Origin of the sequence: Aliiglaciecola sp. LCG003 (genome assembly GCF_030316135.1) — a bacterium.
Taxonomy (GTDB): Bacteria; Pseudomonadota; Gammaproteobacteria; order Enterobacterales; family Alteromonadaceae; genus Aliiglaciecola.
Genome location: NZ_CP128185.1, coordinates 1,059,853 through 1,073,472, shown reverse-complemented (window position 1 = coordinate 1,073,472; position 13,620 = coordinate 1,059,853). Strand labels below are relative to the sequence as shown.

8 protein-coding genes are annotated in these 13,620 nt (G+C 40.5%); 3 read left to right on the top strand and 5 right to left on the bottom strand.

Going from position 1 to position 13,620, the window contains the following annotated elements:
- Positions 1 to 14: 14 nt before the first annotated feature.
- On the bottom strand, positions 15 to 398 hold the full coding sequence (locus QR722_RS04470; protein ID WP_286285643.1) for a VOC family protein: 384 nt from the start codon (positions 396 to 398) through the stop codon (positions 15 to 17).
- A gap of 359 nt (positions 399 to 757) precedes the next feature.
- Here QR722_RS04470 and QR722_RS04465 point away from each other — a divergent pair, with 359 nt between their 5' ends.
- Positions 758 to 1,792 (top strand): GGDEF domain-containing protein, encoded by a 1,035-nt coding sequence (locus QR722_RS04465; protein WP_286285642.1) that lies wholly within the window; start codon positions 758 to 760, stop codon positions 1,790 to 1,792.
- Here the strand turns inward: QR722_RS04465 and QR722_RS04460 are convergent.
- A complete protein-coding gene (locus tag QR722_RS04460) occupies positions 1,785 to 1,994 on the bottom strand; it encodes a hypothetical protein (RefSeq protein WP_286285641.1) in 210 nt (69 codons plus the stop codon). The genes QR722_RS04465 and QR722_RS04460 overlap by 8 nt on opposite strands.
- A gap of 978 nt (positions 1,995 to 2,972) precedes the next feature.
- On the opposite strand from QR722_RS04460, the gene QR722_RS04455 reads away from it, so the two are divergent.
- The gene (locus QR722_RS04455; RefSeq protein WP_286285640.1) at positions 2,973 to 5,264 is read left to right on the top strand and encodes an EAL domain-containing protein; all 2,292 of its coding nucleotides are present in this window, start codon (positions 2,973 to 2,975) and stop codon (positions 5,262 to 5,264) included.
- Positions 5,265 to 5,311: 47 nt separating this feature from the next.
- Here the strand turns inward: QR722_RS04455 and QR722_RS04450 are convergent, their stop codons facing one another.
- On the bottom strand, positions 5,312 to 6,820 hold the full coding sequence (locus QR722_RS04450) for an Hsp70 family protein (RefSeq protein ID WP_286285639.1): 1,509 nt from the start codon (positions 6,818 to 6,820) through the stop codon (positions 5,312 to 5,314).
- A gap of 272 nt (positions 6,821 to 7,092) precedes the next feature.
- Positions 7,093 to 11,457, bottom strand: coding sequence for a hypothetical protein (locus tag QR722_RS04445; protein WP_286285638.1), 4,365 nt, complete (start codon positions 11,455 to 11,457; stop codon positions 7,093 to 7,095).
- Between the two features lie 438 nt (positions 11,458 to 11,895).
- Between QR722_RS04445 and QR722_RS04440 the strand changes: the two genes are divergently transcribed.
- Entirely contained in the window at positions 11,896 to 13,086 is a 1,191-nt protein-coding gene (locus QR722_RS04440; RefSeq protein ID WP_286283783.1) for an IS4 family transposase, read from the top strand.
- Between the two features lie 127 nt (positions 13,087 to 13,213).
- On the opposite strand, the gene QR722_RS04435 is transcribed toward QR722_RS04440, so the two are convergent.
- A complete protein-coding gene (locus QR722_RS04435; RefSeq protein ID WP_286285637.1) occupies positions 13,214 to 13,582 on the bottom strand; it encodes a response regulator in 369 nt (122 codons plus the stop codon).
- Positions 13,583 to 13,620: the final 38 nt, after the last annotated feature.

The following is a 13,620-nucleotide window of genomic DNA, read 5'->3' as shown; positions in this document are numbered from 1 at the left end:
TAAAGCTGCCCCTTTTAGACATAATATTTTTCAACTTTCCACGGCGGACTTTTGCGGTTCTGGCCGGCCCAATAGAGCTTTATTTTATTTCCTGAAGGATCTTCTACAATGGCTTCTTTCCATAGGTAGCTTTCCATCTTGGGAAACTGTTTAATCTCAATTCCTCGTGATTGAATCATAGCAACCCACTGTTCCAAATCTTCGTGTTCGAAATAAATCACGGTCGAATTTTTGATTTTTTGCTCTGCCAAAGAAAGGGAAAAAGTAGAATCCCCCTCTGGGCAAGAAAACCTAGTGTAATGTGCAGTATCAACAATTAAGGTAAAGCCAAGGGCCAGATAAAAATCTACCGCTTTACCCATATCATCTACCGCTAAGGTGACTTGATTTAGGTTCATTTATATTGCCCCCAGTATAATTTTGTATAATAACTTAGCATACAGCTGCTGAGGTAGAGCATAGTTAAAGCTTGTATCTCTCTGCTAAATTTCAGATAAATAGACATAATTGACTCTATGATGGTTATTTAAACTAGTAACTTTAGCTCTAGCGTGGCACTGTGACCCTCTCAACCCTGTGGGCCCTGTGACTTTTGAATCTACGCGAATATTGCACTTCCTTGCCAATGGGAAACGACTTATGATTGAGCGAATGAGGGTACAAGCAGTTTTGATCATAGTTCATTTGCCACACAACCTGAATGTAAGTAAATATTTTCACAGTGATAATCATCATTGTCTGTAGTATGAGAAATTCCATGTTTGATCATTTATCTCAAAACTTACAATATCGCCGCGACGTGATTCGTGTGCTGCTTATGCTTACCTTTATTGGAGGTTGTGTTTTCTCTGCCATCAATTTTTATCGAGGACTTTATCCACTCGCAATAATAGAGCTCGGTTACGGCATATTCTCTATTATTCTGTGGCGGAATATTTTAACTACGGCTAATTTTCAACGATGGGTAATGCTCTACTTACTGCCATTTTTTATCATCATGATGTATGCCCTGTCGGTACCCAATGCGTCAGACTCAATTTTTGTTTGGATACTCACCATTCCCGTGATTTCTTACCTACTCATGGGAAGACAGCATGGCTTTTGGGTTTCACTATTTTTTATAGTTTGCGGCATTATTGTCTACCATCTGCGATTTATGAGCAGTGATCTCCCCTTAAATATTGCGGTTTCTCTTAATGTTATTTTAAGTGCCTGTTTAATGCTTACCCTAGCTCATGTTTATGAGCGAAATAGAGAGAAAAATGAAGAGCGACTTCTCGAATTGGCAGGCACAGATAAACTCACGGGTTTAGCAAATCGCAGAAAACTGGTTGATAGCTTCCCTCGTTACGGTGCATATGCCGCCCGCCATCATTCCCCTTTGACAGTCGTGTTGTTCGATTTAGATTTTTTCAAAAAGATTAATGACCAGCATGGTCACCATATTGGTGATGCTGCCCTATGTCATGTTGCCCACTTTTTGCAACATAATATAAGGAAAACAGATTTGTTAGCGCGAATCGGCGGAGAAGAATTCGCATTACTAATGGTCGAATCAGATGCAAAATCTTGCTACCAACACGTTGAATCCTTACGCCAAAACTTAATATCCTCCCCTTTTACTAGCCATATGGGGCAAATTAATATTACTGTCAGCGCCGGCATGTCCTTCTATGGAGATGACGGCACAGATTTAGAGGAGCTGCTAGTCAAGGCAGACCGTCGGCTCTATCTTGCCAAAGATAATGGTCGAAACTGTGTCGTTGCCACAGACGCTAATGTTGTCATCTAAATGGCGAGCGATTGTGGTTGTCATCTGTGTTATTAATTTTTTTCAGAGTTAAAATTTGATTCATTACTCGCGAGAGCAAACTAGTTACAACCGCCACTAACATATTGGAACAGACCTGAGCAGCGTGGATTAAATTAAGCCAAAAAAGAACCAAATTCAAAGCAGTTGCTACGACAATAGTTGCAGCGGTAAATTTAAACATTGTTCTCTCCCTACAGGATAAAGGCGGGATTAGCGGCTTAATTATTATTCAGCGTAGTAAGAATGGATATGCCGTAGAATAAAATAGAAGCGCCAGCCAACTCGCCAATGCCGATAGGATTGCTTACAGTCAGCGCCTCCCTAAAAATCCCACTATAGCTCCCGCAGAGACCCCCATTCAACAGTACCTATGCCCACACCATGTCGATATCGTTACTATTTAAATGGTGAATTGAATTGTCTTGATTAACATTTATCTTAATAATCCTTTTTATAAGTTCACCTGCCACATTGCAGAATATAGTTATAGTCAGCAAAGTGAGGAAATTCAGTTGCAGCTAGGTAAAGTTTTTAGCTTGAATCATTATAAATAAGTAAATATGTGCAAAATTAATAATGAGCCACATCAATAGGTATCACTGAAAAAAAGCCTCTCACTGAAACTCTTTATAGCCACAGCGGGTTTGAAATCTTGCTAGAAAAGCTCCCAAATAAATCTATTCAACGATTTAAATCATTTAGGATGGCTGTCCACGCTATTTACGATTTAAATCATTTAGGATGGCTGTCCACGCTATTTATTTAGGATGGCTGTCCACGCTAATAGTCGTATAGGCAATTAGGATTAAATTTCCATCTCATTGTTTAGAATTGCAACGAATAAATTAAGGTTTTGTTTCAAAAAGGAAAATTACATATTTTGTCTTTACAAACGATTACTTAACCATGAAAATGAGAAAAATTATAAGTAATATTAATGATTTATAGGTTCATCTTTGAACACTTGTGAAGGCCAGATAACTAACAAATAGCAGTTATACCATTCCATTTTTATAAGTAGTTATTCAGAATGTATCTAGTAATTTAGTTGCTAGATGTATGAAAGGTTTTTTATCTTTCAAGTAGTAAATAAAAAGCTAGACCCCCATGGGGGTTTAAATCGAGTGAGTTTTAATATGGAATGGTAATAAGTAAATTTATGCAGTCAATGTTCAGGTATTTAACCGCTGCTTTTTTAAATTATCTCATGCTGTCTGATATTGACGGTAATCTCAATGGCATTGAAAAATGGCGCATCAGTGCTTTGCGCATCATGATTATTACCGGCTATACATTTTACTCTTTTATCGCCCTGCATAGTTGTATTAGCGCCGCCCAATTAGACTTCAATTTAGTCATCCCTCTGACATTGGGATTTTACCTTTGTGCAACGCTGCAATTATGGTTATCCGTCTCACATTATACTATTAGTGCTTATAGCTTACTCATAACCATAGTCGTGTCTGCAATATCGATAAATATTATTGCTCGCGACCCGGCCCTCGCCATGTTCGGTCCCGTATATGTATTCTCATTGCCCTTAGTGGCCTTTATATTGCTCGGTGCACGGGTGGGTTTTATATGTATGCTACTCAACATTCTGCCTTTTATCGCACTTTTGAGCGGATTTCAACTCAGTCAATATTTTCCTCCACATCCAATTTTAGAAAATGGCAATATTTATATTATCAGCATGATTTTCCTGTTTTTTAACATCTGTGCTCCATTAGGAGTAGCTCGTTCAAGTCTTGCTGCTAGGCGTCTAAATCAGAAATTGATTGAAAAAAATCAAGAATTACAAACCCAGAATGACTTTTATAAAACGCTATTTGTGGATACTGACGTTGCAAAGATTGTTGTCAATAACGGCGGCTTAATTAAGGAAATAAACTTAGCTGCTAAACAATTGCTAAAGTGTGACTCACTTCAGAGTTATCAACCTACTTATATAGCGGAGTTGTTCAGTGACTTTCCTACCCACATAGGAGAAATGATAGTCAATCGCTCTGTTGAGGGCAAAATGAAAGCGTTTAAATTAACCCGCAGTGATTTGTTTAACCACGATGATTTTTTTCTCACTATTCATGATATCACCGCCAAAGTGATGTTAAATAAAACCCTCGCCGCGCAAACCATTATCAATCGACAACAAAAACTAGATAAACAAACCGGCTTACCTAACCGTCAATGGTTGGCAGACAAACTCAATGGTTTACTGCCCGCTAAGGGTAACGAGTTGTGTATTATCGCGTTGAAACTAGGCAATGCACAATTTATTGAGCAAAAATACGGCTTCCAAATTTTACCCACCTTAGTCAAAGCGTTAGCCAAATTCTGGCACACAGAGCATAAAAACCTTAAACATTGGGCTTGTGTAGACAATGCCAATTTGATCGTAGTGACAGAGCTCTCGGTGATGAATATAAGAGTTACCCTTCAGACATTTATGGCAAGGCTGCCTAAAGCCATAGAAGTTGAAGGGCACTCCGTGCCAGTCGATCTTCAGGCTGGAGTTTCCTCTCCTGATTCAACTAAATGTAGTGCAGAAAAACTGATCAATAATGCGTTGTACGCAGTCAATTCAAGCCAATCCAAAATTAATTTTTACGAGACATCAAGCTTAGAGCGCTTCATCGAACATCAAGAGATCAATATTTTACTTGATGAAGCCATGTCTACCAATGAGTTGAGGATTGTCTATCAGCCTAAAGTGGAAAAAGATGGTCGGCTCCTTGGTTTAGAGGCATTATTACGCTGGAATTCGTCGGTAATAGGGCTAGTCTCCCCTGCTATTTTTGTACCTATCGCCGAAAAATCTGGATTGGTACCTAAGATCACACAATGGTTGATCACCAATATATGTAATCAAATTTCAAGCTGGAAACATCAAGGCTTTGATTTAGTTCCTATTGCGTTGAACATCTCTGGTATTGATCTTGATAGTGATGATTTTCAAAAGCACCTGATTCATTCATTACTTGAGCACAACATAAATCCGAAATTAATTGAAATTGAATTAACCGAATCAGCGACCAGCAGTCATAAGGAAAAAGCACTGTTAACCAGCAAGGTGCTGACCGATTGGGGATTCTCCATTTGTTTAGATGATTTTGGAAAAGGGTATTCAGGGTTATCCAAGCTTATATCTTATCCAGTAAGTCGGGTAAAAATAGATCGACAGTTCATTAAAGATATTCACTTGGACGAGCGGAAGTCTAAGGTAGTAGAAGCTATGATTGCCATGTGTCGGGTGTTAAAGATCGACGTGTTGGCAGAAGGCACTGAAAAGCTCGAAGAAGTAGAAAAATTACACCTGTTAGGTTGTACAAGCTATCAGGGATATGTTTTCTCAAAGCCTTTGGAGGCCGAACAAATTCAACCGTTATTGGTAGCCAAGAATGTCTTCCACAATACTATTCCTGCTACAGGAAGTCAGATCATCCAGAGCTAGTCAACACCACCTATTTTCAATTCTTATCGCCAAGCCTGTAAAGACTTTTACCTTTGACTTAATTTAGCAGCCTGAATCGCCAAGCCTTCGCACACCGAGTTAAATGCATCCCCTTCGATCACCGGCAAATCTGGTAGCATGATTTGCTCCAGCTCCTGTTTGACAATGGGTGATAAGCTCATACCACCCGTAATAAAAAGCATCTGCGGCGGCTCAGCACTTTTTTCTAAACACTCGCTCACTAAGCGTTTCACTCTGCGCAGCCAGGGTTGCATTGAACGACTCAGATCTTCGATATTAATATCCACATCATAATCCGCCTCGATGTAATGTAACGGCAAAGTAATTTCATTTTTTGATGATAGTAACTCTTTAGCTAAACGCGATGAGTTCACCAGCCTTGCTGACAACTTTTCTTCCTGCACAGTGAGCAGTCTTTCTAGAAGTTTAGGCTCTTTTACAATAGACATGGTCTGCGCAATTTCCAAACCATATTCGGGAGAGAAAAATCGATTCAGTTTTGGAATATCATCCACCGCGCACATATCTGAGAAATAGGTCGGAGGCACAGGCAGGCCATTCTGAATCGTTAAGTTCTGTCCCATAGTAGGAGCAATAGATTTAATAATGAGGTTTTTATCACATTCCATTCCGCCTAATCGAGTACCGGTAACTGACAATACGTCTTGCTGACGGTCAAGTTTTGTCAGTTTGTTTGGTGATAACTTAATGCAACATACATCGGTAGTCCCGCCACCAATATCCACCACCAACACATTTGTATCCTGCTCAAGAGATTGCTCAATTTTATAAGCCGCCGCAATGGGCTCTTCTAGAAAATCCACGTGTTTAAAACCAGCCAACTTCGCTGCTTGCGACATGATTTCAATAGCCTGTTTGTTGCCGTCATCCCCTCTTGTGCCGTGAAACTTTACTGGACGACCGATCACTGCTGTATCGATTGGTTGTTGTAACTGTTGTTCTGCACTGGTGCGAAAAAACTCAAGCTGTTTAGCGATCATGCCGACGAAGGCCTGCTGCTGACCAGCAACCAAATTGGCACCCAAAAAGTTCTTCGGTGAGTAGATCAGCCGACCTTTCTCTGGGGTTTTAAGATAACGTTTAAACCCTTCTTCACCGAAGGCAAACTTTCCCGTTTCAACCAACTGTTGTAGAGATAGATCTTGTACCGTCATATCTTTCAATAAGATTTGTATCGCCCGACGTTGTAATGCTGGGCGATTATGAAAGTCGGACCTAAAATTGTCTATTTTGTCACTGTAAAGCTGCTGTTCTCTGGGATCTTGCGCGTCGTAATAACCCTGTTTGGCCTTATCGATTTGTTCATTGATGACACGCTTTAATTGCGACACTTTAGCTTCAATTATCGATGCGGGAGGTAGCGGCAAATCGTCTTCATAATAAATGAATACAGATGAGCGGATCTTGTTTGTTGCATCTAGACTAGGATCAAGTTTAAAAAAATGATGCTTATGCCCATCAAAAAATGCGACTTCGGAGTTTGACGTCCCGTAATCTATACCTATTGCTGCCATCTTTACTGTGAGTTAACTAAAACAGGGCGCGAATTGTAATGTAAATGACGTTTTAAATCATCCGTTGTGTGGCTTCTGAAATCATTGGGGTGAGTGCAGGTTGAGATAAGCCAGTTAGTTAAGATGACATTTGTAAACAGAAATAACCTAACTGACCCTTTGCTTGTGCTACATAGCACCGCCAAAAACAATCAAAATTCAATTTTAGGGAAAGGCGAACTAGTACTTTGGCGCTGATTATTAATGCCAACTACAACTTCCGCCCAAGATATCTATTGGCCAAAACTAGTTGTGCCACCTTTGATTAATGAGATATTACCCAGCAATAATGGGATCATTCCCAATACTGCGGTCAAAATGCCAAGTGCCGAATCAATTGCCTGCCCGCTGCTAAAAATTGTCACCACCAACAGCACTAATACTATGGTGAACATAGGGATCCTCAGCATAGACCAGATGCCCGTATTGGCATCTGCTTGCCATTCATTAATCGACTCTTCACGCTCGGCATGCAAGGCAAAACGTTTAAAGCTGTCGTTGACTATATGCCAGCCAGCATCACGATAGATATATCCGCGGCGCATTAGATGCTCCAAAACCTCGGCATTCAAAGGATTCACATTAGCACCCGATGCCATTTGATAGAGTAAGAACCGTTCATTTTTGGTGCACAGCTCCCACTTCATGCGATACAAAGCACCCGCATGCATCGCAAAAAACGCAACTATTTGTGATGGTTTCCACACCGCTTTTAAGTTTTCCTCGGTTATTCTCGCCTGCTCATCGTGCAGCTTGATGAGCCGATGATATTGTTTGAAGGATTGTTCAATTTCCCGAAGTTCAGCCCACCCATTAGCCTCATTTTCAATTAGATGAAGTACATCATCGGGTGCACGAGGCATGTATTTGCGCCCAGGGGTCCAATCATAACTTTTGGTAAATAGGCAAAATAGTTGAGCCCAACCTAGCTCTTCTGTGGAGTTAGAAATTATAGCGTTATCTGAGTTGGGATATTCATCTTGCTTGATCAGGCGAAAGATCGGCGCGGTGTCAGCGGAAATCACCACATGTAGGTGAGATTGTTTAATTAAGATCTCAGTCAAATTAAATGCGCGCCGACGCACTTCTTTCTCAAAGGCTAATTGCTCGAAGCCTTCGAGCAATAATATAACAGGCTCGCTACTCCCTTCAGGTTGATCTTTTGCTTCTTTTGAGAGGCGGCTGAGAATATCAAATTTGCCATCTGTTTGGCCGAGGATAGATTTTATATTGATAACAGTTTGTTCGAAAACCCTGCATTTTCGTTTGTCGAATTCAGCTAGAATACGTTGTTTAGTAGAATGCAGTAACAATAACCTTAAGGGCTCAGTTTGTGAGAGTCGCGCAACAATCTTGTTCCATTTTTGTTCTTTACATGCCTGCTCTCGCGGATAGGATATTCTAAAGTCATTGGTTAAGTGATCACCAAATAGGCGTCGCACCAACATTAGCTCCACCAGACGATGAATAATAAATATTTGTGCAAGTAATGCAAACAAGATAAAAAACGTATTGGCTGCACTGGCACGTAGCATAAATTTGTCAGGGGAATAGTGCACAGTTAAATGGGCTGATTGTGAGTCATTACCTATTCCTGTATTTGTGCCATCCCCTGGATCTCGTTTAGCAAGATGGGTGATTTCCGCTAGCAATGAATCTGCAAACTCAATATTGGAAAATATTGCCTCGATTGCTGCATCGGTATTATTGTCTGTATCATTCATTGTGATCCAGTCTTCAAAACCCGGAAACATTACCCTAAGGGCGCCAGCAGATAACCAGTGCTGTTCAATAAGTCCATCTTTTGCAGACTCCCCAACAATGGACTTGTAATCGGCTAGTTCCGTTTGATATTTAAGTTTCGCTTTTTCAAGATGCTGTGTTTGTACTCTGGCTTGGTGTTGCAACATATAGCCATTAGCACTATTTATGATTAAACTAGCTGGCACTGCGGAAACAAAAAATAAAATTGCCACCATAAAACCAAGGTACATCTTTGAATAGCGTTCCTTGTCAAAGACATTAAGCGACGTAGGCTCTAATACGGGTTCGCGCAGGTAAGTGATAATCGCCTCTCCAAACGCAGCCAACCCGATCAACAGGAACAACCAGTTAACAAACTGAGCTTTGGCTGGCATGAACCCAAGTGAAAAACAAACAACGGTTAGGAATGCCGCTAAACTTATAATTAGCTTCATGCTTGGAACTGAGCCCCGCAACACCGTTTTATTTGGGTCGACTCCCCCCATAATTAATTTGAATACCAGTGCGGCAGTCAAAAGCCATATACTGATTCTTAGGGTGAGATCAAATACCACCCCCATCATAAACAAACAAAAAACGCTTGCCCCAACTAGCAATAATAACCATCCAAAATAGCGCTGGGAATGTCTGGGATTGTAGTACAACAAACTAGCCCAGAATGGCTGACTGGTGGCATAGCGGAAATAAACGAATAAAGGAATAATAATCAGCAAGAACAGGATCAGCGCCATAAAAAGCAATAACATGTTGTTGAGAGATGCGCCGCTTTGGTCAAAGAAAACCACTAACGTCAAAGGGGCATTGCTGTATTTTTCATCGATAAACAGATCACCTACGGCAAACAAATGGGATTTGCCCCGATAGACCGCATTGAAATCAATGGGCTGCCCTTTGTCACCAGCATAACCGCCTTTATTTGCTACAAAGGCATGTAGTTGCTTATTATTATCCGTCTCAACAAAAACATTCTCGATTAAGCTACGCTGTTCATCGCTATGAAACACCACACTGCCGTTCTGGTCAAACACCAAGTAGCCAAAATCTTCGGGCATTACCCGATGAAAAAACGTCCTTAAGCGGGTTCCAAAGCTAAATATGTTTTTATTTTCTGCAAAACTAGCGTCATCTAAAGGTACGCCGAATTGCGTGTTTTTGCGCCCGTCCCTGACATTATTAATACGTTCAAACACTATACCTTTTTTACATTTAGTGCCTAACTCTATGTCTCCCCAAACTTCGCAATCTCTGGCACGTTGAAAATACTGACGGTGGGAAAGTTCAATATCTTGAGAAACCAGCAATTTTCGTTCTTTCCAAATAGTTGTCGAGCCGTTAGCAAAACGTCCTGAACTATCAAGAATAAAGGCACCTTCAATGACATAGTGAAATTTGTTGTCTATATATCTAGCTTTATCCGACGCCTCATTGTTTTCTACCGATTTTTTATGCGCAGAATGTTCGTCTCTGTTAGAGTTTTTCAGATCATCCCCATCAATCCGATTAACTACGAGGTTTGAATCTACACAACTGTAGAACTGTCCTTCGGAACCCGCTCTGTTGGTAATGACGGTTTCAATCGGTCGAACGGGTTCGCAAGCCTCAGAGTATCCGTTATCCAACCGCTTAGTTAGCTTACCTGCATAGCCTGCCCCCCATGTATTGAGGGCATGTATTTCTTGTTCAAATTCTGCCGTTATTTGTTGGTGTAACTGCTTTGCTTGTTTGGCTTTGTCGTCCATTAAAAAGCCATAAAATAACTGATGATTTATCCCTATGCTCGAAATGCCAATAGCCACTAACAAGCCCAAACCAATCTGACTTACATCTCCGCGACTAAAAGCGTACTTAACAGAGACAAAGCGCAGTTTCATAAGCGGAAGTAGTGCAATTAAACCTATCAATATCAGCACAAACCATACCGCCGTGTTGGGCGATATACTTAATTTGGCTAGCTTCAATTGATTGGCGGGGATCAATCCAACTAGGTACAATTTTTTTGTATTGGTGCTATAAGCACTTAAGTTAGATGGCTGCAGAAAGACACGGTATTCGACCCCGCCAATCTGGGTATTGAGTATTTCACTTGTTGTAGGTTGGTAGGATTTATCGTATTCCTTTTTGCCTTCTTGTATGGCTCGCTGAAAAGCAATTTGTTTAAATAAACTATTTACTTCCTGAAATTGTAAATCAGCCGTCTCAACTCCCTTGCGATTAATTTGTCTAGAACCAATAACCACGCCTTTTCCATTGGTAATTAACACCAGTGGGAAGCGTTCTATATTGGCCGGAATCAGATCTTTGGTATCCATTTCTAGAATATTGGATACACGACTGGGTTTTAATGTGCCTGCATAGATATTTGATTCTTCAATTTTGATTTTCACAGCCACATAGGTTTTGCCGCCAGGGTCAAAATAAATGCTAGATTCTTCCAATTTACTCTCCGATACCTGCGGGGCACGGGATATTTTTAGTGTTTTTAAATTCGCAGAGCGATTAGCCAGATCAACCCTATTTTTTAAATGCACATCACAACTAATTTTGTTCAGCTCATTTTGCGTGAGAGCAGCCGAGTTACCATTCAACCTGTCCCGTTCTGAGCTATCCACAGGTTGGGCCTCGCTGTCACAAACTTTGGCTATTTCCGATAGCTGACCGGCTGATTGCAAAATACTGCGACTCACTTCATTCAATTCACGAAAATGCAGACGGTTTTGATAGTCTTCATTCTTTTTGATCTTGAAAAAATACATCGCACTGGAAATGCCAATGGCAAGTAGCATTGTGATTGAAAACATGATTAAAGCAGAATAGCGCTTTTTGATTGGTAACATTTCACCCTCCATGTGTGAAATTGTTTTACCGAAGAACTATTAGTATAGGGGGTAACAACTCAATCGGCTAAAAAATGAACAACACTTAACCGCAGTATTGTGTTCGCGGAATTGGTCGATTAAATAACCCTCAATTGGGACAAAGCAAAAAAGCCGTTTCTTTTGCGCTAAAGGTTAAGATAGTGCTATTCATCATCAAGAGGGTCAGAGTAACTTGATGTCATTGCAAAGCATCAAGAGGGTCAGAGTCTGAGGGATCCCCACGAATATTCCATCAAGAGGGTCAGAGTAACTTGATGTTAAGGATGCAACATTTCAAGTTACTCTGACCCTGAGGTATCCCCACGAAATAAACAGAGAAGTAATTTAAAATAATTTGGAACATTCACGGTACTTGGTGATCAGATCAATCGCCAAACATCACTAAAGACCAATACCATGAATGAAGTTGTTATTTTGAAGAAGTTCCTTAGAGCTGTCACGCCCAAAATGCATAAAGTTAGACGAGCGTCATTAACGAGTTGTGTGAGCAGTTTGCTAAATGGAGCTAAAGCCAGTGTTACCAGCATGGGACGCGGTATTTCATCTTCAGCATATGAAAAACATCGCATTAAACAAGCGGACCGCTTGTTGTCTAATAAACACATTATTAATGAACAATTACCTATCTATCAAGCCATCTATACGCAATATACGAATGCTTCATCACGCCCTATTATTCTGATTGACTGGTCTGACTTAGATACGCATAAAGGCTGTTTTTTGCTAAGGGCTTCGGTAGCTTTTAATGGCCGAGGAGTGGCTATTTATCAAGAAGTTCATGATATGAGCACGAAAGAAAAACGGTGCACGCACAAGGCGTTTTTAGCAAAATTAAAGACGATTATCGATGACGATGCTAAACCGATAATTGTGACAGATGCTGGCTATAAAACCCCTTGGTTTAAAGAGGTCATTGCTCTGGGGTGGGACTTTGCAGGAAGAGTCCGCAAGCCTATGATGTATGTTAATCAAAAAGAAGACTGGGAGCATACCTCTGAGTTATATAAGCGAGCTACCAGTCAACCTATAGGGTTTACTAGCCATATTTGCCGCAGCCAACCTTTAGCATGTACCTTGGTGTTATTTAAAGGAAAAAGCAAAGGCCGACATAGCTTAACGCAACATAACATTGCCCGCCAATCTAAGTGTTCCAAGGTCCATGCAAGAGGTGCTACAGACCCTTGGTTAATTGCCACATCACTTCCTCGCACCAAAAGTTTAGGTAAAAAAATAGTCGCTATTTATCGACTGCGTATGCAAATTGAAGAAGAGTTTAGAGATATCAAAAGCAGTTTATTTGGATTGGGTTTTGAACACCATAAAAGCCGATATATACACCGCATTGCAGTACTCATCCTTATCGCTACACTTGCCAGTATTCTGGCCAACATTATAGGTCTAGCAATGTTCACGGCTGGTTTACACCGTCGCTATCAAGCGAACACAGTTAAGGTTAGACGAGTATTATCGTTTCACTATTTAGGATTGAGAGGCTTCGTAGATAAGCATTTCAAATTGCTCAGCGAGCAATTTGAAACTGCGGTATTAAATATCAGAACTATGATAGCAGACAATTTTAATGATTGAATATTCGTGGGGATCCCTCAGACTCTGACCCCAAAATAGACCCCAAAATACTCAAACTTAGGCACCACCATTGGCTAAAGGTAATGTGCTGATGATATTTAAAGGGAAGCTCGCGAAATTAGATAAATTATCGAACCAGACATTCCAAATCAGATTTATCAATTGGTTTGGTGAAATATTGTCTGACGCATTCATGCGCCAAAGATTGCTCCCGATCCACTGGCCTATCCGAAGACGTCAACATAACGACAACTGAATTTTTAGTTTGCCATTTGTCATATTCATTAAGAAATTCAAGCCCGTTCATACGCGGCATATTGATATCAAGTAAAATAATATCCGGTTGTGATGGCAAATCTGCCAGAATTTCCAGCGCTTCTTGGCCATCATAAGCATGTATGATTTCAATATCGGAGTTGAACTGTTCAATCATATATTTCGCAAGGTACTGATCTACTTCGCTGTCATCAATAATCAAAATGGATTTAATACTCATCATTGCTCCTGGCTAACTGGCTACTCATCGCTGGGTAT

What these genes read in the sequence shown, in the direction of transcription:
- QR722_RS04435 (WP_286285637.1), bottom strand. Translation starts at nt 13,582, where the DNA reads ATGAGTATTAAATCCATTTTGATTATTGATGACAGCGAAGTAGATCAG.
- QR722_RS04450 (WP_286285639.1), bottom strand. Translation starts at nt 6,820, where the DNA reads ATGGCAGCAATAGGTATAGATTACGGGACGTCAAACTCCGAAGTCGCA.
- QR722_RS04465 (WP_286285642.1), top strand. Translation starts at nt 758, where the DNA reads ATGTTTGATCATTTATCTCAAAACTTACAATATCGCCGCGACGTGATT.
- QR722_RS04470 (WP_286285643.1), bottom strand. Translation starts at nt 398, where the DNA reads ATGAACCTAAATCAAGTCACCTTAGCGGTAGATGATATGGGTAAAGCG.
- QR722_RS04440 (WP_286283783.1), top strand. Translation starts at nt 11,896, where the DNA reads ATGAATGAAGTTGTTATTTTGAAGAAGTTCCTTAGAGCTGTCACGCCC.
- QR722_RS04445 (WP_286285638.1), bottom strand. Translation starts at nt 11,457, where the DNA reads ATGTTACCAATCAAAAAGCGCTATTCTGCTTTAATCATGTTTTCAATC.
- QR722_RS04460 (WP_286285641.1), bottom strand. Translation starts at nt 1,994, where the DNA reads ATGTTTAAATTTACCGCTGCAACTATTGTCGTAGCAACTGCTTTGAAT.
- QR722_RS04455 (WP_286285640.1), top strand. Translation starts at nt 2,973, where the DNA reads ATGCAGTCAATGTTCAGGTATTTAACCGCTGCTTTTTTAAATTATCTC.